We start from the raw sequence: 23,112 nt of genomic DNA on the forward strand, positions 1-23,112 counted from the left end.
ATAGGGCTATTTATGATTTTCTATTTGGCTTAAGCCATTTGTGCAGTAAGCTTATCGCTAAGTACATTTTTAGGTACAGCTCCAATTTGTTTGTCTACAACCTCACCGTTTTTGAAAACCAGAAGGGTAGGGATAGATCTGATACCGAATTTAGCAGATACTTCAGGATTTGCATCTACATCTACTTTTCCTACTACAGCTTTTCCTTCGAAATCGCCAGCAAGTTCTTCTACTACTGGACCAATCATTTTACAAGGACCACACCACTCTGCCCAGAAGTCAACCAAGACTGGTTGATCTGAATTTAAAATTTCTTCAAAGTTGTTATCTGTAATTTCTACTGCTTTTGCCATCGTATTATTATGTTGATATTTTGTCTATTTGTGTTTCCAACACAAAAGTAAATTGAATAGTTTATTCTCTTTTGATAAAAGGAGAGTTTGTTGCCAACTTGACATTTAGTTTAGCTCTTAACCGCCGAGATAACTGAGATCAATCACAGAGAAACCTGAGGAGTATGTAGGATATTTTTTTTGTGGACTACCTCTGTGCTCTTTGTGGAATTCTCCGTGTCCTCTGTGGTTAAAAGAAGTTTAGTTTTACTGATGTAACACTCGATACCTCAACTCCTCAATGCTCTAACTTAACCACAAAGAAAACAAAGATAAACGCAGAGAATGCAGTGTGGTTTGGATCTAATCTAACTCTAAGATCTCCTTGACTTCTCCGTGTCCTAGTGGTTAAAGATTAATTTTTCTGAAGTAGCGCAATACCTTAGCTAGAGGATAGTCGCAGAGAAATTAGAGGACTGCACAGTATTATTTTTTTTATAACTATCTCAGTCCTCTCCGAGGTTTTCTTAGTTCTCTCTGTGGTTAAAAGTTTTTAGTTTTTTTGCAGAAGCACTCGGTACCTCAACTCCTCGATCCCTTCAAGCTCTTTAATAAGCTCATCAGTCGGATCAATAGTAAACTTCCGACTTAGCATCTCGAGATTTATTGCCCTATTTTCATAAACACCTACCAGTGACATTTTAAGTAAAGATTTACCAGGATATTGTTCTGCAATCCGCTCCACTTCATCCACAATCACTGCATTTACATCCTCAAGCCTCATTTTAAGCTCCAGCCCTTTGGTCATCTTATCCCTGATCTCACTGAGGTGCTCGATGTTTTGAATCTTGAATTCTAATTCTTCGCTATTCCATCGATTTTGAATATTACCCGTCAGGTATAAAAACCATCCTTTTTCAAGCATTGGCTTGAATTTCAGATAATCTTGTGAGAAGAGATAGAATGTATAGTTATCATTGAAATCTTCTAAAGTAAATTGACCAAATGGATTTCCTTTTTTTGAAGTACGGTGCTGGACATCACTTACCACTCCTCCTATTCTAATTTCCCTTCCCTGAAGCTTTTCGGGTTCAGTCAGTTGATGAATACCGGCGTTGGTTAGATGGTTCATTTCGAATTTGAACTGATTTAGCGGATGACCTGAGATATACAGTCCAACCATCTCTTTTTCAATATTTAATTTCTCTATGTCACCGTATGGTTCTATCCTTCCAACCTTGGGTTTGGCAATGTCAGTGCCCGAAGCTCCACCAAATAAAGAAGATTGATTGCTGGCCTCTTCTTCTTGCATTCGGTTTGCGTATCGAATGGCTTTCTCAATCAGCGAAGATCCTTCTTCGTCGACTTCAACGTATTGACGTCTATGAAATTCATCAAAGCAATCAAATCCTCCTGCTTTTGCCAGGCTTTCAAATGATTTTTTGTTGACAGTTCGAAGATTTACTCTTTTTGCAAAATCAAACACATCACTAAATGGACCACTTTCATCTCGCTCCTCAATAATGGCCATTACTGCGGATTCTCCAGTTCCTTTAATGGCGCCCATACCGAATCGAATTTCACCCTCAGCATTTACAGCAAAGTCTTTTTGAGATTCATTTACATGAGGTCCCAGTACTTTGATGCCCCGATTTTTACACTCCTCCATAAAAAAGCTGACTTTGTCAATGCTGCTTTGATTATGAGTGAGGACTGAAGCCATGTATTCTGCAGGGTAATTGGCTTTCAGGTACCCGGTGTGATACGCAACAACAGAATAACATGTACTGTGTGATTTATTAAATGCATAAGCAGCAAATGCTTCCCAATCTGTCCATACTTTTTCAAGATTATCTTCTGGATGTCCTTTTGCTTTTGCCTGTTCGATGAACTTAGGTTTCATCTCATCAAGTACATCTCGCTTTTTCTTACCCATTGCCTTCCTCAAAACATCGGCTTCACCTTTGGTGAAACCTGCAAGTGACTGAGAAAGAAGCATTACCTGCTCTTGGTAGACGGTGATACCGTAGGTCTCTGCCAGGTATTCTTCCATCTCTGGGATGTCGTAGGTGATCTTTTCTTTGCCATGCTTTCTGGCAATAAAGTTTGGAATGTACTCCATTGGACCCGGACGATACAGGGCGTTCATGGCTATCAGATCCTCAAACTTATCGGGCTTTAATGCGCGAAGATGCTTTTGCATACCGGGAGACTCAAACTGAAACGTGCCATTAGTCTCTCCACGCTGATACAGTTCATAAGTCTTCTGATCATCCAGTGGGATCTTATCAATATCTATTTTAATTCCGTGCCGCTTCTCTACATTCTCAACCGCAGTTTTAATGATGGAAAGTGTCCTTAACCCTAAGAAGTCCATCTTTAACATGCCAGCAGATTCCACAACGCTGTTGTCGAATTGTGTAACCAGAAGGTCTGAGTCCTTGGATTTTGCAAGCGGTACAAAATTGCTCATGTCATCAGGGGTGATGATCACACCACATGCATGAATACCAGTGTTTCTAAGCGATCCTTCCAGGACTACAGCCTGATTCAGTACTTGAGAGGGGAGATCTTTGCCTTTTTTTAGGTCTTCCAACTCTTTAACTTCCTCAAACACCTTGGCGAACTTTGTTCCTGGTCTCTCAGGCACCAGCTTTGCGATCGCATCGGTCTCAGGAAGTGGAAGTTCCATCACTCGACCTGCATCCCGAATGGCAGATTTTGGCGCCATAGTACCATAAGTAATGATTTGAGCTACCTGATCAAATCCGTATTTATCAATGACATATTTGATCACTTTCTCTCGACCTTCATTATCAAAATCAATATCAATATCAGGTAGAGATACCCTGTCAGGGTTTAGGAAACGCTCAAAAAGGAGATCATAAGCAATCGGGTCCACGTTTGTAATCCCTATGCAATAGGCTACCGCTGAACCAGCCGCTGAACCACGCCCTGGTCCAACAGCAACACCCATCTCTCGGGCTTTCGCTGTAAAATCCTGAACAATGAGAAAGTATCCTGGATATCCAGTATTAGCAATTGTTTCAAGTTCAAAATCCAGTCGTTCCTTAATCTCATCAGTGATCTCATCATACCTTAGCTTTGCACCCTCATAAGTCAAATGTCTTAGATAAGCGTTTTCTCCACGTTTTCCTCCGTCTTTTCCATCTTCCTGGTCTATAAATTCATCAGGAATATCAAATGCAGGTAGAAGAACCTCCCTTTCTAGAGAATACTCTTCTATTTTATCTACTATCTCCGAAATGTTTTCGATTGCCTCCGGGACATCCCCAAAGGCTTCTTTCATTTCCTGTTGTGTTTTAAAATAGTAGTTGTCATTAGGCAAGCCAGGTCTAAATCCTCTTCCACGACCAATAGGCGTACTCTGCTTTTCGTTTTCTTTGATGCAAATCAATACATCGTGTGCTTTTGCATCTTCTTTATCGAGGTAGAAATATTCGTTCGCTGCAATGAGTTTGATGTCATGCTTCTTAGCAAACTCAGCTAAAATTTCGTTGAGACGATCTTCTTCTTCAAGTCCATGCCGGTTCAATTCCAGGTAGAAGTCATCTCCAAATAGGTTTTTCCAATACAGAACTGCTTCTTCAGCTTGTGTTTCTCCTACGTTCAATATTAGATGCGGAATTTCACCGCCGAGGCTGCCGCTTAAAGCAATGATATCTTCTTTGTATTCTTCGATAAGTGCTCTGTCAATTCTCGGGAAAAGTCCATAATTACCCTCTTTATAGGCGATTGAACTCAGTTTGATAAGATTTTCATAGCCTTTCTTAGATTTAGCCAGAAGCACTTGTTTGAATCGTTTATCAGGATTGTCCTTTGTAAACTGCAACTTGAGACGTTCCTCTGCAACATAAAATTCACATCCTAAAATAGGCTTGATGCCAGCCCCTTTGGCTGCTTTCACAAACTTAAATGCACCAAACATATTGCCGAGATCTGTCATTGCGACAGCAGGCATATCATAGGATTTGGCTTTTGCTACAATTGCTCCAACATCGGGAGTGGCCTGAAGCACTGAAAATTGTGAATGTCCATGTAGGTGACAAAAAGCACCCTTTATGTCCTCTGCTTTTACCTCCTCGGTTCCAATTTTACCTGAGGACTTCTCACGCTTGTTGGCAAAGTTTGCAGCATCTAAATCTGGAGCTTCATATGTAATTTCTTTGGGATTGGTGTCATCTATCGTTGGTATGATGGAACGTTTCAGACATTCAAAAAATGCTTTAGCTGTTGCGTCTACATCATATGCTGCATCATGAGCATCAGCGAAGGGTTCTCCAAAAAGTTTTTCATAGAGTTCGATGAGCTTCGGAGACTTCAAACGTCCACCAATACCTCCTTGCAGTTGACAAAACTCCTTAGTGTCCTCAGCAGTATCAATATTTTTTGCATCGACGAGCAGATTTTCCTTTTCTGTTCTCAGATACTCGGCACCAATGATTTTATTGTCAAATTCTATGTTATGTCCTACAAGCACTTCAGCACGTTGAACATCTTCGGAGAACTTATCGAGAACTTCCGAAAGATTTTCTCCAACCTCTAAAGCCCTTTTCGTAGAAATACCATGAACCTTTTCCGCGTTGAATGGAATTGTAAAACCCTCAGGCTTTACTATGTGATTACCTGTAGAAAGTAATTTCCCCTTATGATCGTGAAGCTGCCATGCAATTTGAACCAGCCTGGGCCAATTATCAAGTTGCTCAACTGGTGCTGTTTTATTGTGAGGTAAACCAGTGGTTTCAGTGTCAAAAATCAGGTACATAGAGGGGGCTTATATTCAATTTCAAATTAACACAAACCCGGTGTATGAATACGAATAAATACTTAATAAGAATCTATTCTGTGGAAAAGTTGTGGATTTGAAGCGCTTTAATAAATACGCTCATTGAAGTAACTTAAAAAATCAAAATTCATAAGTGCAAAATAGCTGTATCTTTATTCGGTACCTAATCAACCATTTAATCATGAAGAAATTCTTTGTCATTTCGCTTTTATTGTGCTTAAGCTTTTCATCTTTTTCTCAATGGGCCAGTGTTACTGCCTGGTTTGATCAAGCGGTCAAAGATGTTTCTCTTGCAACAAAGGAAGTTGAAGACTCTTATAATCTGGTCAATAAACAAGTCCAAGCTTCAACTCAACAGTTTGTGAATGAAGTAGAAAATTTTACAATTGACTTTACTAAAAGTATGAATACAATTGGAGATGACTGTAATAGGGTTTCTGCAGATGTTTATAGTTCAGTTGAATCCTCGGTTGAATCTGAAGTCAAAAACCTAGGGAGTTCTGGATTGTCAAAGCCATCGAATGCAATATGTAAGAGGTGTATTAAAACAGCGACTCTTCAATTTATTTGTAGACTTCCTGAAACGATTCAGGGTAACATGGCTTTCATGGATAAAATGAATAGCATGATGGATGACCCAAGAGTAACGAAGGTACCTGATCCAGGTAAACCTATAGCTGCTATCGCGGTATCGACCACTGATGACTTCATTGATGAATTTACTTATTATTTCAATCTACTAAATGAATTTAGAAACTCGATTGATGTGTCTCAGTTAAGTATTACAGAGCAACAGCTTGTAGAATTGATTTTTTCAGATCCAAACTGTGAAGCATTAGCAGATCAGGCATTTGATAGTATGCTTGGTGCAGTTAAGAGTAAGGCTGAACGACAGAAAGCTCAGAAAAGGTACGCAGCTCTTCTTAAGATGATTAAAGGGTATGAAAACATGGAAACAGTAAGTGGCTGGAACGATCAATTAAATAGAGTATCATCCTTTTTTCCTGAGAGTAAAGCTCAAAATAATATTCCTTCCGCGAATCCTCTTTACGATGTTGGTGGGGCTGAGAATATTTTTGTTAATGCAACTGGCAATGGTTTATGGGTGGATGCAAGGAACTGGTCAAAGCAAATGGTGCCATTACCGTATCAGGTGGCTTATATCCCTAAGGGCAAAACCGCTATTGTAGACAGGCCAATAAGTGTTAAAGCTATCATTGATAATAATTTGAATAATTCCGGAATGGATATAAGATCAACTATCACTTTTACAGATGTAGCTGATTATTATGACGGTCATACATTCGCCATTCAAGCGAAGCATAGTGGATTATATTTTGCGGTAAACAATGATTCTAAGGTGAATGGTGGAAGCATCATACAGTGGAACAATCCGAGTCATGGAAGTCATCATTTTCAATTAAGGTCAACAGGAGATGGAGATGGATCTTATTTTATAATTAGCAAATGGAGTGGTCTTCGTTTAGATGTATTTGGACCATCAAATGATAATGGTGCAAACCTTGGCCAATGGCAAAATCACCAAATGGATAATCAGAAATTTTATTTTGAGGATGCGGGTGGAGGATACTATTTAATTAGATCAAAATATAGTGGTAAAGTAATTGATGTAAGTGGATGTCAAAGAGCCAAAGGGACTAATATTCAACAATGGGAAGAAGTACCTGGTGCAGATTGTCAAATGTTTCGCTTGGTACCAAAAACACTATCAGGACGAACTTTTTTTATTGAAACCAAAATGAGCAACAAGGTATTAGATATGACGCAGGATTCATATTACGGTCCAGCAATTCATTTATGGGAAAAACATGGAGGTTTCAATCAGAAGTTTCTATTCCAGCTGGCAGAGGTTGATGAAAATGGTAATGAGTGGTATTACCTAATCGTTAGAGATGGTAATAAATATTTAATCCCAGCAGGCTATGGAGTTACTAATGGAACAAGAATTTTAGCAGGAGATTCTCATTTTAATGACTGGGCGACAATGTTCCGGTTGGAGAAGTTTGATGATAACTATTTCTATATACAAAGCCGATTTGGCAAGGAGGTAAATGGAAAATGGACGGGTATGCGAAATTTTGATTTAAGTGGTTGTGAGAATAATAATGGTACTGTTCTGCAGCTTTATGATAAAGTAGCAGGAGCAGATTGTCAGCTATTCAAACTGGTGGAGGTTAATTAGTTCAATTTAGCATAAATAAAAAAGCCTGCGCTGCTGCGCAGGCTTCAGTATAGTAGTAGGTGAAATTACTCATCTTTCAATGATCTTGCCGGATTGATCCGAGCGGCATTCCATGACTGGAAGCTCATGGTGACCCATGCAATCACCAGAGCGATAATTCCAGCCGATATGAAGATCATTACATTCATATTCGTTCTGTTTTCAAAATCCTGAAGCCACTGATTCATGAAGTAGTAGGATAGAGGTGCCGCGATGATAAAGGCAATCGCAACAAGCTTCAAAAACTCCTTAGAGAGTAAAGTAATGATACTCATTATAGATGCACCGAGAACTTTTCTCACCCCAATTTCTTTTGTTCGTTGTTCCGCAGTGAAGGCAGCCAAACCATATAACCCTAAACAGGCAATGAAAATGGCAAGGAACGCAAACACGCTAAAAATCTGTCCTAACTTTTGTTCAGACTGATACAAATCAGTGAATCGATCATCAAGAAAGCTATACTGGAAAGGTTGCCCGGGAGCAAACTCGTCCCATTTTGCTTCTATGAAGTCCAGTGATTCTCGCACATTTTCGCCATCAATTTTGAAAGAAACATATCCACGACTATTCCCAAGGGTAAACAGTAATGGTTCAATGTTATTTTTTAAAGAGGTATAATGGAAGTCTTTGATTATCCCCACCACATTATAAACTTCCACTGTTGGATCCTCCTGTGAACCTCCATACGTTGAAAGCTTTTTATTAAGTCCTGTATCCCAACCCATGTGGCGGACAAGTGATTCATTAACAACAATGGCCATACTATCACTAGGAAAGTCCTTTGAGAAGAATCTTCCTTCCACCATTTCCATTCCCAATGTCTCTAGGTACTCATGATCGACTCTTGCCTGATAAAACACATAACTCTCATCCTTCGTCGGAGTAGCTCCAGGAAACCAGAGGTTATTGTTACTCTGAGTATCAACGGGAAGGAAACTGGAAAGTGTACCACTTTTGATTAGTGAGCTCTGTAGTACTTCATTTTTATAGGAAGATGCCTTGTCTCCCATGATCCAGGGATCATGAACCATCACCACTTGATCTTTTGAGAATCCAAGTTTTTTGTTTTGAATATAGGATAGTTGCTGGAACACAATAGCAGTCCCAATAATCATAATGATGCTTACGCAAAATTGAACAATGACCAATATGCTTCTCAATCCACCACTTTTCAATCCCAGGTTCAATTTTCCTTTTAAAACCTCAACGGGGCGAAACTTCGAAAGAAAAAATGCCGGATAGCTGCCTGCCAAAAGCCCGACAAGCAATAGTACTGAGAGAATGATAGCGATAAAGCCTGTGGAGAATAGCTGATCAATTCTCATTTCTTTAGCTGCCAGTTCATTGAATTGACCGAGTAATAAGAAAGAGAGCACATAGGCTATCACTATAGAAATGAATGTGATGATAAATGCCTCAGACAAAAACTGTCGAATTAGTTGATGCCTATATGCACCCATCACTTTTCGGACACCAACTTCTTTCGCCCTTCCAGCTGATCTGGCTGTAGAAAGATTCATAAAATTGATGCAGGCAAGAATCAAAATGAAGAGCGCAACAGCAGTAAAGACGTATATGTATTTGATGTCTCCATTAGCCATGATTTCTCCGTCTTTATCTGAGTAAAGATGAATGTCTTTTGCAGGAAAAAGGCTAAAGCCTGCAGCATTTCCTGCATCGTAAAACTCCTGCAAAGAAACCCCAATGTATTTCTCTACTTCTGGACCTATGTACTTTTCTATAAGTGCTGGAAACTTTGCCTCTAATACTGCCGGGTTAAAACCATCTTGAAGTTTAAGGTATGTTACAAAGTTGAAGCTCATCCAAAATTGAGATTGCGCCTCTTCTCTGCTTTCCATCGTAAACATCATGGTAAAATTCATGTGAGAGTTTGAAGGCATATCTTCAAATACACCAGTTACCTCCCAATTTTCATCGTTATCTATTACCACAATTTGACCGATTGGATCTTCTTCACCGAAAATCTTTTCAGCTTCAGTTTCACTTAAAACCAGTGTCTTAGGTCTTTTTAAACATTCCTCAACGTCACCTTTGATTAGTTTGAAATCGAAAAAGGTGAAAAAGTTAGGATCAACAAATGCTACCTCATTTTGGTAATAGTTGTTTTCAGTATCCTTACGTTTTATCAACCAGTTTCCGCTTTCACGAATCCTTACAGCATCAGTTACTTCTGGATATTCGGCCACCATTGTTTTGGCAGCCGGTGCAGATGATAAAGCCGTTATGAATTCAGACCCATTAATCATCCCGCTAAAATCCATTCTATAGGTCTTCTCTATATCTGAATGAAACGTGTCGTAGCTTAATTCATCCACCACATAGAGCGAGATCATTAAAAAGCATGTCAACCCTATGGATAAGCCCAAGATGTTGATGAGTGAATAAAACTTATGCTTGAATAGGTTGCGTAAGGCAACATTTAAATAATTCTTGAGCATGATGTTTAGGTTTTTGTCCTTTGAGTTAGTCTATTTTAGTCCTGATCACTTAGTCCAGAGTGATTTTTTCAATTCGATCCCAGGGTACATAAACCCTGTCAGATCCTGTTTTTATTAATACTCCAAGATTTTTATCACTTACATCCTGGCTATCTTCGAGAATCAATTCATCACCACTTTTTAAAGTAATGGCAGCTTCATCTGATCTTCTGGGAACGATTGATGAAATTTTGCTAAATGGAATAATGAATTTAGTATCATCCTTTTCACCATTTAGCAATTCGAAAGTGTATTCTTCATCCAAATCATAGATAATTTCACCAGAATGCTTGTCTCCATTGTCAACAGTAACAGTGCCTTTAATTTTCTTTGGTGAAGAGAAAGAACTATAATCAGCTGCACTGCTAGGAGCACTTTTGAACACAACTCGATCAAAGTCATCCCATTCAATATCTACTCTACCTAATCCTTTGACAGTCACAATAATGCCTTTGTTGTCATCATCGACATCATTTGTGCCTCTTAAGTCAAGTTCACGCCCGGATTTTAGTTTCACAATGCTACTGCTGTAGCCATCTCTTTCGATAGATTCTATCTTACCAAATGCAATTTCATAATCATCACCATCTTCCTCTCCATCAAGTACATCGGTGCTTACTCTTTCATCATGATCCCATTGAACGTATCCGGTAAACTCACCAAGCTCACAAAATACGGTTCCGTAAAGAGGCTCACCAAAACTTTCACTCAAACTTGGAGGGGAGGGTAGAAATTCAATTTCTTCAAGATTATTCCATGATAGTTTTATTAATCCAAGCTCTCTATCAAGAACACTAATTTTAGCGCCTATGTCATTATACCCACTTCCATTTACCTCTATGTACTCGCCATTTTTTAATTCTACTTCTACACGGCTATTGGATCTTATTTTCAATGATTTAATGTTGCCGAATTCAGTTGAGAATTCATGGATAAATTTTCCATCATAGTCATCATCCCATGTGATGCTGACGAACCTTGATATAAGATTGTCATCATTATCACGATACCTGTCTTCTAGATCATCTAGTTCTCTGCTAGTGAGATAATCAAGATTTTTGTTTTCTCTTTTTGAAGCGTTGAACATGTCCGTCCAATACACTTCTTCTTTGCCCCATCTAAGTGGGCCTTCATATACATCTCCATCTTCTGTGGTCACCTTACCATAAATAAATCCTTCATTTTGTGCTGAGGCAGATGTAATGATAAATATTGATAAAGCTGCTGAAATTAGCTTTAAATGCTTTGTTAGTCCTGTCATAGTCATTTGAGTTTAGGTTTCTAATGGGTTTGATGCCACTTAAAGACAAAAGGTTGCACCAATGGTTTCTTTTATTTGTATTGATTAGTACTTGTTAATACCAAGTACATACGAATAGGGGATGAGAATGTTTTGGCGCTTCAAGATTTAGCAAAGCTTGAGATTTCTGTCTGTGTGCTCCTTTTTTATCACACTATTCCCATAGGAAGATAGCGTTAGCTATTTGAGTCATGGGAATCTAATGCTCGATTGTGCATCTAGCAGATCCCCAAGTCTCGCTCCTGTGTCACTCGCAAGGGGCTTCCGTATTCCCTTGGGAGGGCAACCGAAGGTGCCCGAGACATGGAAATCTTTATGATCTAGAGGGTGCTTTTGCTTTTTATTCAGTATGCTTTCCAATTATTTAATAATACCAATAACAACCGTTTCACCTTCAGGATTGAAATTCCCATCTTGATCATAGGCACCCCAGGGACTGTTGGCTATGAAATGCAATTGACCATCAATCCAAACACCCTGAGTAGGCTCCCCTAAACTTCCTCCTTGTGCTAAAATATTTTTTCCAATAATTGCACGTTGATCTGATGAAAGAGTATACTTTATCACACGATTTGGATTAGTTCCATTGTGTAGTCCAATCAATGAATTGTCAATGAAATACAATCCGTCAATTCCCTTTATTAGAACATCTTCTACCTCAATTTCAAGTTTTATTACTTTCTTACTTTCCATATTAAGCTTGTAAATGCCTTCAATGTAATCGCTTAAGTAAATATTCTTTTGATCGTCATCAAACGAAAGACCCTGAAGGTTGAATACCCTTCCAGATAGGTCAACAAATTCCTCAAGTTCATTTTTTTCTTTACTTATCCAATAAAGTTTATTTGATGTTCCATCAGATATATAAACGTTTCCTTTTTTATCAGTAATTAAATCACCAAAAACATGTCCTCCTGGAAGGGCATACGTCTCAAGTAATTCTCCTGCCTTTAAATCATACTTGAGTACACTTGAGTATCCCTCTTCTTTTTGATTGTAGTTCTGATAGTTATTCATTGAAGCAGTACACACCCACAATACTTTGTCATTTGGTGCAATTTCTAATCCCATCACACACCACGAGTTTTTTGCCGATTCTGCAAACAGCTCAACTTTATTGTTTTTTATTTTGAAGATACCACCATCTCTTACTCCACCTAAATAGTAAGTTTTTGAGTCTTCAGAATAGGTAATAGACTCTGGGTGAGAACTTAATATTGGGAAGGAAATTTTTTGAGATATTTCCAGATCTCTAGTTAGTTCTACTTGTTGACCGACAATTCTGATAAAATCAGGGTCGTTCAGTAGTGATTTAAAATCCTCATCGTTTCCAAAATCCTGGGTTGCATCCATCAATATGTACTTACTGAGTACATCAATGGATTTTTCTTTTTCCCCGGTTAGTGCATATCCTGCAGCTAAATTATATACGACTGCCGGATAGTTAGGTCGCATTGAATCAATGGAATACATTCGTTTTTTGAAAAGCTCAAAATCTTTTGTTTCATATGCAGCAGCTCCCTCTTGATAGAGTTCACGTAGACTTTGTGACGAACCCATAAATGGAGAAAGTATTATGAGTATATATATAATATTTTTCATATTTGATTTATTAGCAATGACAAAACAGATTAACGAGTAACAACCATTAACTAATTGTAAAAATGGATTGATTTAATTCATGACTGTTAGATTCAAATTATCATTTGATATATTGAGGACTTAAATCATTTATCACTAATAACCAATTTAACAATGAATCACGATATCTATCTTAGACTAAATGGAACAACTTTGGAATGGTCGGATACAGATGGAGGTACCTACACTGCAGTTACTCCTACAAGTCCATCCACAACTGTTAATGGAACAGATACTGTGACCTTTCATGGTGGCGATGGCATACAGAAAATACAAAAAATTGATGATAAAGCTCCTCAACCAAACTTGATTAAATCAAAAAAAGGAGAGGATACTAATTCAGTTGTTGTTACAATAAAAGATACCACTAGCACAACTGAAGTTGATTCTTATAGTATCAAAGTAAAGCCTGATGGCGGAGGACAGCCAATTACAGTTGATCCAAAATTGAACGGAGGAGGAAACCCTTGATTAATGAAGTTCTGCCAAGTTATAGCTTTAATTATTTTATGTTCTACTACCACCTTCTCTCAGAGTAATGAGAAGGTGGATAGTTTACTCAACATTCTGGAAAAAGATCAATTAACTGATTCATTGAAATGCATTGTTCTAAGTCGTCTGGCATATTTCGAAAGAGATCCTGCAAAAACCATTGAATATACAGAGAAGCTTCTTGCATTTGCAACAGAAACAAATCAGACTGATTTTTATTATAATGCTCATTATTTTAAAGCATATGCCCAAAAAAAATTAGGCAATTTAAGTGCAGCTCTTTTTACTTTCTTCAAGGCTATTGAATATGCCAAAAGTGTACGAGATAGGTGTGAGGTTTATACCTCAATAGCTGATTTATACCAAGAGGCTGGTGATTACAATAACGCATTCTTTAATTACAACAAAGCAATCAAACTTCTTAATGAATTAGATGACGTTACTTTAGAAGACTCTACGACCTTAGCTATTGCATACTTAAATGCTGGAGATGGATATTTTGAAGTAAAGAAGCTTGACAGTGCGATGCTCTATTTCGCAAATGCAAGTGCGATTTTTGACGCAATTAATCATGAAATGGGCAAGGCTTATAGCATTGGTAACACCGGGCTAGTCTACGCTGAAAAAGGAGATCATTTTGTTGCCGAAAAAGCCATTAAAGAGTCTGTTGAAATACTTAGTCGATATCAAGATTATTACTCCATCTCCATTTTTTACACTTACATGGCAGATATATATGCGGTGAAAAATGATTTCAGAAGGGCTATCGAGTATGCTCAGGAAAGTTTAGAAATGGCGAAAGAGCATCGTCTTAAGGAACAAATTCGAGATGCGAATTATAAGCTATACGAGTTGTATAAGATGATTGGTGATTCCAATGAAGCATTGAAATTCCACGAGACTTACTTGATTTATAAAGACAGCCTAACAGACATTGAAACAGTTCAGCAAATGGCGGATCTCAGAACGGAATTCGAAGTGGGACAAAAGCAGGCTGAGGTTGACTTACTTACTGCCGAAAAAAGAACTCAGCGAATTGTAACTTATGCGATTGGAGTTTTTGCTTTTTTACTTATTGTCTTAGCTGCAATTATTTATAAATATTATCGCTCAAAGGCGAAAATCAACCGAATTTTAGCTGATCAGAAAGCAGAGCTTGAACGATTGAATAACACCAAAGACAAATTCTTCTCCATAATTTCACATGACCTAAGAAGTCCTGTTGCCGGATTCAACGGCATTAGTCAGATGATCAAAATGATGGTGCAAAACAAGCAAAGTGATCAGCTTTTGGAAATGACAGAGTACATTGATGAGTCTGTCGATCAACTTTCTAAGTTATTGGATAATCTGCTAAATTGGGCCATGCAGCAGCAGGGCCATATTCCAAATGTACCAGAGAAATTAGGCTTAAAAGAGATGTCTGATGATCTTTTGAAGACATTATCAAACATGGCGCAAGGGAAGTCCATTCAACTACAATCGGACGTTCCAGAAGATCTAAAATTATGGTCAGATAAAAATACTACGATGACCATCCTTAGAAATCTTGTAAATAATGCCTTGAAATTCACACCAGAAGGAGGAGATGTTGGTATCAGAGCTTCAGAGGTGAATGGAATGGCAAAGGTCGAAGTTTATGATACAGGTGTGGGTATGCCTAAAGACAAATTGAAAAAGCTATTCCAACTTCAAGATAAGAAAAGTACGTATGGGACTTCCGGAGAGAAAGGATTAGGCCTTGGTCTTCAACTTGTACATGAGTTTATGGAAATGAACAATGGCAAAATAGAAGTAGATAGTGAGGAAGGAAGAGGCACCACATTTATACTATGGTTGCCGTTGTATGAATCTGTTGGCACATCTGTTAAAGCATAATTAAATCGTTTTTGAGGATTATTCCCCCTTTGAAGGGGGTTGAGGTGGTCTGAGGGCTAGCTGTGGAATGTTTATTCACTCCTTCCCTATTCCCTTGCCTACCGCAGGCAGGCTTGCGAACGACGCAGGAGTGAGACATGGGATTTACTTCCGGATTATGAGATTCCCATGACTCGACCTCATTTCATTCGGTCTCCCAAGGGAATACGGAACAGTTAAGGTTTTTGTATTTCTTTCCAGAAATCTATGTTAGAAATAAATCCCACTTTGAAGGCGGTCCGACGTTTCGGGGGCGTGTGTCGGGATTGAGGCTGGAGCGTTTATCACGCCCTAAAACTCAATCTCAAATTCTAGCTTTTCACCTTTACGATCAATGAATACAGTGGTTTTGTCTCCTTTTTCAAAGGTAGAAAGTGCCCGCATGTAGCTCATCATATCATTGACAGTACTGTCACCTAATTGAATAACAATATCACCTTTTATTATCCCCGCTTTGATTGCCGGTTTATCTTCACTAACACCATCAATACGCATGCCTTCTCCGTCAAACATATAGTCAGGCACCACTCCAAGGGTTACTGTAAATCGTGGGTTATCAGATTGATCTTTGGTTTTTGTAAATGCAATCTTTTCATCATCATCCATCAGCACAATCATTTTTTCAATCATAGATGCGATCTGTAATATTCCATCTTCATTGATCTTCTCAGGATCATCCCCCGGCTTATGGTAATCCTCATGTTGACCGGTGAAAAAGTGTAGAACTGGAATATCCTGCAAGTAGAATGAAGTGTGATCTGATGGACCAACGCCGGATTCGCTTTTGATCAACTTCAAACTGTCTTCATTCACTTCATCAAGTAACCAATTCCAAATGGGAGAAGTACCCGTACCATTTACAGCCAGCCCTTTAGATTTATCCAAACGACCCACCATGTCCATGTTGATCATGAAATTGACTTTACTGAGTTCAATTGTAGGATTCTTAGTGAAATAATTTGATCCCCACAGTCCTTTTTCTTCACCTGAAAACCCGATAAATAATACATCTCTTTCAAGCTCTCTATTTACAAGTACTCGGGCCAAATGAAGCATTGCAGCAATACCACTAGCATTATCATCGGCCCCATTATGAACGGCTTCTTCACCACGATGAAGTGAAGAAAAACCTCCCATTCCTAAATGGTCATAGTGAGCCCCTACAATCACCAACTCATCAGATGGATTATCTATCATTCCAATCACATTATATCCAGTAATTCCATCCTCACCTGTATCTTCAGATGGTTGTGCGTGTGGATTATCTGCATCCTTCACAAAAAAGGATTGATAATAATCTTCAGTTCCTTTGGGTGAAGTACCCGCCAATTTAAGTTCTGAAACTATATAATCAGCAGCCATTTTTTCCCCTTCACTACCTACCTCTCGTCCAGAAAGTGAATCGCTTGCTAAGATTAAGATATCCTTTGAAATTGCTTCAATTGGATTGTATTCCTTTTGCTGTTGACAAAAGAAAAAAATGAAAATCAGTAGGAGTGGTGACAAATGCTTTTTCATACAGATCATTTTGTGAGTTAGATTCGCAATTCGAATATACCAATGATGAAGAACTTTACGATTTTATTTCTTACACTCTCAGTAATTGCCTGCCAGCAAAATGCAAAATCAACAAACGAATCAGATAGTCAAACAGTATCAGATACCCTTAAATATGATAAGGAAGTGCATCTCAAAAATGTAAAACAACTTACATGGGGTGGTAATAATGCAGAAGCATACTGGAGCTTTGATGGAGAAAGTCTTGTCTTTCAATCAGACTATTCAGATTGGGGTGTAGAATGTGATCAGATATTTACTCTTGATGCAAGCAATCCTAAAAAAGGTGAAATGCCAAACATGGTAAGCACCGGTCTTGGAAGAACTACCTGTGCCTATTTCTTACCTGGAGATTCATTGATCGTATATGGTTCTACACATTTAGCAGATAGCCTTTGTCCTGCTACACCAGATCGTAACAGTGGAAAATACGTCTGGCCAATTTATGCAGGATATGACATTTTTGTTGCAGACCTGGATGGTAAGATTGTCAATCAATTGACCTCTGAAGAAGGATACGATGCAGAAGCTACTGTTTCTCCAAATGGTGATCGAATCATTTTTACGTCTACTCGTTCAGGAGATTTGGAGCTTTACACAATGAATTTAGACGGTTCTGATGTGGTACAAATTACCGATGAACTTGGTTATGATGGTGGTGCGTTCTTTTCTCCAGATGGTAGCAAGATTGTATGGAGAGCATCAAGACCACAGAGTGAAGAAGAAATTGTAGAATATAAAGGATTACTAGCTCAAGGCTTGGTTCAACCTACCAAAATGGAGTTATATGTTGCAAATGCTGATGGATCAGAGGCTAGAAAGATCACGAGCTTAGGAAATGCCAACTGGGCACCTTTCTTTACCCCTGATGGACAAAAAATACTTTTCTCATCCAATCACGCCTCTCAACGAGGATTTCCTTTCAACCTCTTCATGATCAATTTGGACGGCACAGGATTGGAGCAAGTTACGTTTGATGATACTTTTGATTCATTCCCGATGTTTAGCCCGGATGGAAAATATCTGGTTTGGGCTTCTAATAGAAACAATGGGGGTACAAGAGATACAAATCTCTTCGTAGCTGAGTGGGTGGATTGACACCTTAATCAAAAACAATTTATCGAGTACCAAATTTCCTTCATGGCAACTCGTAGGGTAGGAATGCTCTTAATCCCGTTTTTGGATTTTGCTTGATCCTGACATGTGATCATCTTATTTCATTTGTCATGCAACCATTCCTATACCATAGGAATCTATTATTTAAACTCAAACTCAAAATCTAAAAGACTATGAAAAAGCTACTAGCAATCGTGCTATTATTTCCTGTATTGACATTTGCAAACGATCCTGGATTTGGGATACCAACAAAGAAATGGTTTCTGGGATTCGGAAACTCGCCCATTTTTACTGGTTTGAGGTTCAACTTCAAAGATCAAAATGTTGAAAAAATTAATGGTGTTTCCTTTACTATCTGGCATCCAAATAGTGATGATGGAGATGGTGTTGTAAATGGAATTAGCGTGGGTGTGCCTCTTTCCGGAGGAGCGGCTAAGAGGAACGGAATAAATCTGGGGCTAGCTGGTATCAGTGCAAATGATCAACTCAATGGTTTAACCATTGGTGGGTTTGGAGCAGGTGCTGGTGAAAGCATGACTGGCATCAACTTAGCAGGCATTGGGATAGGAGCTGGAGAAAAAGTCAGTGGTATCAATCTTGCTGGAATAGGTATAGGATCTGGAGAAACTGTTTCAGGCTTAAACTTTGGAGGAATTGGTGTCGGAGCTGGTGATGAATTGAAGGGAATCAATCTAGCGGGTATTGGTGTAGGTTCAGGTGGAGATGTAAAAGGGCTCAATATTGGAGGAATAGGTGTTGGGTCTGGTGATGATATTTCTGGCATTAGCATTGGCGGTATAGGAATGGGTGCCGGTGGTAACGCAAAAGGAATTAACATAGGTGGTATTGGAGTTGGTGCAGGAGAATCGCTTGTAGGCTTGAATGTTGCATTAATCGGTGTAGGATCTCCTAAAGTGAAGGGAATTAGTATGGCCGCAGTAGTTGGAGGGAATGAAGTAACAGGTATTGCATTGGCTCCAGCATGGGTCAAAATTGGAGATAAAGATTCAGACAGTGAGGCACAACTTAAAGGAGCGTCTATATCTGCTTTCAATCAAATAAGAGGCAAAAATAATGGCATATCCATCGGAATACTTAATATGTCAGAAGGTGGCAAAGGGTTTCAGATTGGCCTGTTAAACCATAATCCAAATAATCCGAAAGGGCTCAGATGGCTACCGTTCTTTAACGCAAACTTTAGTAAGAATTAGATCAAAAATATACAATCAAAAAAGCCCCATTTGGGGCTTTTTTGATTAAAGTGAAGTTATCTTTTTTCATTTACTATTCCTCTAGTGTAATTGCTCTTTCAACCGAATTGAATGGTCCAGGAACGAGGTTTCCTGTCGCATCTATTAGCTCAAGTTTGATCTCATTTCTACCCATTGGAAGCCCTTCGATATAAAATGGAGCCCACTCATCTATTATAAATTCATTTCCATTGATGGTGGCTTTGACTTTATTTCCATCGGCAGACAATTCCGTATTTAGTAGATAAAAATCTAGCATAACCTTTTCAGCATCTGCTCCTTTGTAAGTGCCCTTTGGTCTACTGTAGAATAGATGTGGAGCTGTTAAATCAGCTGAGTCTGGTTCTGCATCACCTACCACAAGGTTTTCAATATGAAAGGCGTCTGATCCTTTGACACTTTCATGATAAGATCTGGAAAGAAATGCCAGGACAACATAGTTGCCTGCATCAAGGTTATCATTTACACCTGGCATATAGTGAGCTGCATATGGTCCATTATTAACAATAAAATGTATATGCTGCCCCTTGCCTGAATTGGCAATACCTCTTGTTTCATAATCATCAGTTGGCATACCAAGCTCATAGTTTTGAACATCAAAGGTATAGTTTACAACATATGTACTATCAGTTGGAGTGACTGCTGCATCACCTCTTTTGATAAGGTTTGCTGCCGGAAATTCCGGTGAAGGTGGAGCCTTGGTTAGCGTAATTTCGGGTGCTGATGGCTCTTCGCTTGCTTCTTCTTTCTTTTGTGGAGCAGTACAGCTAGCCATCAAGAAAGCAATTCCAAATGAGTGTAAGGCTATTTGTTTTAGATAATTAATTTTCATTTTTCTGATTATTAGGTTCTTATTAGTGTTAAGATAACATGTTTAGTGGGGGATTTTGTTCGAAAAAGTTTGAATTAATCAAAATTGAGTCAAACAAAAAGAGGCTCAATCGAACGATTGAGCCTCTGTGATATCGTGCCGATATTAATCAATCCTTTAAGAAGTTTCTTAATACATAATTCAAAATTCCACCGTGCTTGTAGTATTCTACATCCACTCCGGAATCTAATCTAACAAGGGCTTTAAATGCTACTTCGGAACCATCTTTCTTCGTGGCAGTTACATCCACCAACTTTCCTGGAGTTAGATCATCAGAGATACCTGAGATGTCGTAGGTTTCTTCACCTGTCAATCCTAACGTGTCCTGTGTTTCACCTTCCTGAAACTGCAGTGGGAGTACACCCATACCTACAAGGTTGGAACGGTGAATACGTTCATAGCTTTCAGTTATAACTGCTTTTACACCAAGAAGCGTTGTTCCTTTTGCTGCCCAATCCCTGGATGATCCGGAACCGTATTCTTTTCCACCAATCACAACTAAAGGAGTTCCTTCTTCCTGATACTTCATGGATGCATCAAAGACAGTCATTTCCTCACCTGTTGGGATATAAGTAGTCCAACCACCCTCTCTACTAGCTAGCTTATTTTTGATCCGAACATTCGCAAAGGTTCCTCGCATCATCACTTCATGATTTCCCCTGCGTGAACCGTACGAGTTGAAATCTCTCTTTTCAACATTGTTTTCTACCAGGTATTGTCCTGCAGGGTGCTCGGGCAAAAACTTTCCGGCAGGTGAAATATGATCGGTTGTAACCATATCACCCAGTTGCAATAGCACTTTGGCACCTTTGATATCCTGAGGTTCAGGTACATCTTCAGAAATGTTCTTAAAGAATGGTGCTTCCTGGATGTACGTTGAATTGCTATCCCAATCATACGTCTGTCCTTTAGGAGCAGCCAGGTTTCTCCAGGTATCGTCTCCATCAAAAATGGTCTCATAGTTTGATTTATAATCATCAGGACTCAGAACGCTGGTCATTACTGCATCGATTTCCTTTGATGTTGGCCAGATATCTTTCAGGTAAACGTCCTTGCCATCTTTGTTTTGCCCTAACGGCTCATTGTTCATATCAAAATCCGTATGTCCAGCGATTGCATAGGCAACTACTAGCATTGGTGACGCCAGAAAGTTCATTTTGATATTCGGGTGTATACGAGCTTCAAAGTTTCTGTTCCCAGAGAGCACAGAACTTACAACCAAATCATTTTCAATCACTGCCTTTTGCACTGAAGGAATCATGTCACCGGAGTTGCCGATACAAGTTGTACATCCATATCCTACAGTGTAAAACTTAAGATCCTCAAGGAATGGCATCAACTTAGATTTCTCAAGGTATTCGGTAACAACCCGTGATCCTGGAGCTAAAGAGGTCTTAACCCAAGGCTTAACTTTCAGCCCTAGCTCAGATGCTTTTTTGGCTACTAAACCAGCCCCAATCATTACGCTCGGATTAGAAGTATTGGTACATGAGGTAATGGCTGCCACCACAACAGATGCATCGGATATGCAGTGCGTTTGACCATCAATTTCAACATCTACACTTCTTATTCCATTTTTATTGCTGACCGTAGGTGCAGGCTGACCACCTTCATTGGCCCAGTCTGCCACTCGTTCATTTATGGCTATGTATTCTCTTCCCTGTTGCTTAAGGAGCTCAACCATTTTGCTCTTAGCCTCTCTCAAAAAGATTTTATCTTGTGGTCGCTTAGGTCCAGAGATTGTGGGTTCTACTGTCCCTAAATCCAACTCTACAACATCAGTATATTCAATTTCGGCATTATCATCTCTCCAAAGCATATTTGTTTTCGCATACGCTTCCACCATGTCGATATGATCTTCTGTTCGGCTTGTATTCCGCATGTAATCGAGTGTACGCTGATCAATTGGCCAGTGAGTGTCAGTGCAACCAAATTCAGGAGACATGTTGGAGATGGTAGCTCTGTCAGTTACCGCCAGGTTTTCAAGTCCTGGACCAAAAACCTCAACGATTTTTCCAACAACACCATAATCCCTCAGCAACTTGGTAATCGTTAATACCAAGTCAGTGGAGGTTGTCCCTTCTTTCATCTTACCTGTAATTCTAAGACCGATTACTTGGGGAAGAATCATATAGATTGGTTGACCAAGCATGGCTGCCTCTGCTTCAATACCTCCAACACCCCAACCAAGAACGCCAATACCATTGACCATTGGTGTGTGAGAGTCTGTACCTACAAGTGTATCGGGGAATAAATAACCATCTCGTTCAATCACTCCTTTTGCCAAATACTCAAGATTCACCTGATGACAAATACCCATGCCCGGAGGTACTACTGAGAAGTTTGTAAAAGCCTGTTGTCCCCACTTTAAAAGCTTATATCGTTCATCGTTTCTTTGATATTCCAGATCCACATTTTTCTGATACGAATCAGCTGCACCGAAAAAATCAACAACTACTGAGTGGTCAATGACCATATCTGCTGGAACTACCGGGTTCGTTTTGCTGGTGTCTTTTCCTTTTCGAGCCACTTCTGCCCGGATCGACGCAATATCAACAACTGCGGGTACGCCAGTAAAATCCTGCATCAATACCCTGGCCGGGCTGTAAGGAATGTCTTTTTTGCCTGCGGTTTCCTTCCAGTTTAAAACAGTTTCAATATGATCCTCAGTGACAGCAAATCCATCATAATTTCGGATGACGTTTTCTAAAAGGATTCGAATGGAATAAGGGAGTTTTTTTACAACTGGCTTCTTCTTGGCTAATTCAAAGAGGCTGAAGTATTTATGTTCACCTAATTGACTGCGTAATTGTTGTTCGATTCCTAGAAAATCCTGAGGCATAAATAATTGTGTTTAAAGGTTTACGATTCTAAAGATAAACAGGAAATGTGTTTGTTTAGTTTCTGAGACAATTTCCTTGTGCTTGTGGTGGTTAGGGATACCCATGACTTGAATGACAAGGGAATACGGTAAAGTATTTAAAAGCCTTTATTCCCTTGCGAATGACGTAGGAGTGAGACTTGGGAATCTCATGTAATAACATCTTCATAGCTTTTGGGAGATTCCCATGTCTCGACCTCATTTCATT

At 39.1% G+C, this 23,112-nt stretch carries 13 protein-coding genes; 5 read left to right on the forward strand and 8 right to left on the reverse strand.

Annotated elements, in window-relative coordinates:
* Nucleotides 1–29: 29 nt before the first annotated feature.
* Together trxA and dnaE are read right to left on the reverse strand one after the other, a co-directional pair.
* Nucleotides 30–353: a thioredoxin gene (trxA, locus tag ACOMC3_RS04600; protein ID WP_420318355.1), complete on the reverse strand. Its 324-nt coding sequence runs from the start codon at nucleotides 351–353 to the stop codon at nucleotides 30–32.
* A gap of 532 nt (nucleotides 354–885) precedes the next feature.
* Complete coding sequence (dnaE, locus tag ACOMC3_RS04605; RefSeq protein ID WP_420318356.1) at nucleotides 886–5,118, reverse strand: DNA polymerase III subunit alpha; 4,233 nt, start codon at nucleotides 5,116–5,118, stop codon at nucleotides 886–888.
* Nucleotides 5,119–5,320: 202 nt separating this feature from the next.
* On the opposite strand from dnaE, the gene ACOMC3_RS04610 reads away from it, so the two are divergent.
* A complete protein-coding gene (locus ACOMC3_RS04610; protein WP_420318357.1) occupies nucleotides 5,321–7,342 on the forward strand; it encodes an RICIN domain-containing protein in 2,022 nt (673 codons plus the stop codon).
* 65 nt (nucleotides 7,343–7,407) lie between these two features.
* Here ACOMC3_RS04610 and ACOMC3_RS04615 read toward each other — a convergent pair whose 3' ends face one another.
* The 3 genes from ACOMC3_RS04615 to ACOMC3_RS04625 all read right to left on the reverse strand — a co-directional run bounded on the left by ACOMC3_RS04615 (nucleotide 7,408) and on the right by ACOMC3_RS04625 (nucleotide 12,781).
* Nucleotides 7,408–9,840 carry an ABC transporter permease gene (locus tag ACOMC3_RS04615; protein ID WP_420318358.1) on the reverse strand — a complete coding sequence of 811 codons (2,433 nt, stop codon included), beginning with the start codon at nucleotides 9,838–9,840 and terminating at the stop codon, nucleotides 7,408–7,410.
* Nucleotides 9,841–9,889: 49 nt separating this feature from the next.
* Nucleotides 9,890–11,140: a hypothetical protein gene (locus ACOMC3_RS04620; protein ID WP_420318359.1), complete on the reverse strand. Its 1,251-nt coding sequence runs from the start codon at nucleotides 11,138–11,140 to the stop codon at nucleotides 9,890–9,892.
* A 399-nt stretch (nucleotides 11,141–11,539) separates the two neighbouring features.
* A complete protein-coding gene (locus tag ACOMC3_RS04625; RefSeq protein WP_420318360.1) occupies nucleotides 11,540–12,781 on the reverse strand; it encodes a TPR end-of-group domain-containing protein in 1,242 nt (413 codons plus the stop codon).
* A gap of 153 nt (nucleotides 12,782–12,934) precedes the next feature.
* On the opposite strand from ACOMC3_RS04625, the gene ACOMC3_RS04630 reads away from it, so the two are divergent.
* Together ACOMC3_RS04630 and ACOMC3_RS04635 are read left to right on the forward strand one after the other, a co-directional pair.
* Nucleotides 12,935–13,291, forward strand: a complete 357-nt coding sequence (locus ACOMC3_RS04630; protein WP_420318361.1) for a hypothetical protein — start codon at nucleotides 12,935–12,937, stop codon at nucleotides 13,289–13,291.
* A gap of 3 nt (nucleotides 13,292–13,294) precedes the next feature.
* Nucleotides 13,295–15,190 (forward strand): tetratricopeptide repeat-containing sensor histidine kinase, encoded by a 1,896-nt coding sequence (locus tag ACOMC3_RS04635; RefSeq protein ID WP_420318362.1) that lies wholly within the window; start codon nucleotides 13,295–13,297, stop codon nucleotides 15,188–15,190.
* A gap of 330 nt (nucleotides 15,191–15,520) precedes the next feature.
* Here the strand turns inward: ACOMC3_RS04635 and ACOMC3_RS04640 are convergent, their stop codons facing one another.
* Nucleotides 15,521–16,747 carry a M28 family peptidase gene (locus tag ACOMC3_RS04640; RefSeq protein ID WP_420318363.1) on the reverse strand — a complete coding sequence of 409 codons (1,227 nt, stop codon included), beginning with the start codon at nucleotides 16,745–16,747 and terminating at the stop codon, nucleotides 15,521–15,523.
* Nucleotides 16,748–16,789: 42 nt separating this feature from the next.
* Here ACOMC3_RS04640 and ACOMC3_RS04645 point away from each other — a divergent pair, with 42 nt between their 5' ends.
* Together ACOMC3_RS04645 and ACOMC3_RS04650 are read left to right on the forward strand one after the other, a co-directional pair.
* Nucleotides 16,790–17,884 (forward strand): TolB family protein, encoded by a 1,095-nt coding sequence (locus ACOMC3_RS04645; protein WP_420318364.1) that lies wholly within the window; start codon nucleotides 16,790–16,792, stop codon nucleotides 17,882–17,884.
* Between the two features lie 191 nt (nucleotides 17,885–18,075).
* Nucleotides 18,076–19,113: a hypothetical protein gene (locus tag ACOMC3_RS04650; protein WP_420318365.1), complete on the forward strand. Its 1,038-nt coding sequence runs from the start codon at nucleotides 18,076–18,078 to the stop codon at nucleotides 19,111–19,113.
* A 73-nt stretch (nucleotides 19,114–19,186) separates the two neighbouring features.
* Here ACOMC3_RS04650 and ACOMC3_RS04655 read toward each other — a convergent pair whose 3' ends face one another.
* The gene (locus tag ACOMC3_RS04655; protein ID WP_420318366.1) at nucleotides 19,187–19,984 is read right to left on the reverse strand and encodes a phosphopeptide-binding protein; all 798 of its coding nucleotides are present in this window, start codon (nucleotides 19,982–19,984) and stop codon (nucleotides 19,187–19,189) included.
* Nucleotides 19,985–20,132: 148 nt separating this feature from the next.
* Nucleotides 20,133–22,865: an aconitate hydratase AcnA gene (gene acnA, locus ACOMC3_RS04660; RefSeq protein ID WP_420318367.1), complete on the reverse strand. Its 2,733-nt coding sequence runs from the start codon at nucleotides 22,863–22,865 to the stop codon at nucleotides 20,133–20,135.
* Nucleotides 22,866–23,112 lie beyond the last annotated feature (247 nt).

Source organism: Ekhidna sp., assembly GCF_965212185.1.
Taxonomy (GTDB): domain Bacteria; phylum Bacteroidota; class Bacteroidia; order Cytophagales; family Cyclobacteriaceae; genus Ekhidna.

Coding starts and splice junctions, on each gene's coding strand:
- trxA (WP_420318355.1), bottom strand. CDS start 353: ATGGCAAAAGCAGTAGAAATTACAGATAACAACTTTGAAGAAATTTTA.
- dnaE (WP_420318356.1), bottom strand. CDS start 5,118: ATGTACCTGATTTTTGACACTGAAACCACTGGTTTACCTCACAATAAA.
- ACOMC3_RS04610 (WP_420318357.1), top strand. CDS start 5,321: ATGAAGAAATTCTTTGTCATTTCGCTTTTATTGTGCTTAAGCTTTTCA.
- ACOMC3_RS04615 (WP_420318358.1), bottom strand. CDS start 9,840: ATGCTCAAGAATTATTTAAATGTTGCCTTACGCAACCTATTCAAGCAT.
- ACOMC3_RS04620 (WP_420318359.1), bottom strand. CDS start 11,140: ATGACAGGACTAACAAAGCATTTAAAGCTAATTTCAGCAGCTTTATCA.
- ACOMC3_RS04625 (WP_420318360.1), bottom strand. CDS start 12,781: ATGAAAAATATTATATATATACTCATAATACTTTCTCCATTTATGGGT.
- ACOMC3_RS04630 (WP_420318361.1), top strand. CDS start 12,935: ATGAATCACGATATCTATCTTAGACTAAATGGAACAACTTTGGAATGG.
- ACOMC3_RS04635 (WP_420318362.1), top strand. CDS start 13,295: ATGAAGTTCTGCCAAGTTATAGCTTTAATTATTTTATGTTCTACTACC.
- ACOMC3_RS04640 (WP_420318363.1), bottom strand. CDS start 16,747: ATGAAAAAGCATTTGTCACCACTCCTACTGATTTTCATTTTTTTCTTT.
- ACOMC3_RS04645 (WP_420318364.1), top strand. CDS start 16,790: ATGATGAAGAACTTTACGATTTTATTTCTTACACTCTCAGTAATTGCC.
- ACOMC3_RS04650 (WP_420318365.1), top strand. CDS start 18,076: ATGAAAAAGCTACTAGCAATCGTGCTATTATTTCCTGTATTGACATTT.
- ACOMC3_RS04655 (WP_420318366.1), bottom strand. CDS start 19,984: ATGAAAATTAATTATCTAAAACAAATAGCCTTACACTCATTTGGAATT.
- acnA (WP_420318367.1), bottom strand. CDS start 22,865: ATGCCTCAGGATTTTCTAGGAATCGAACAACAATTACGCAGTCAATTA.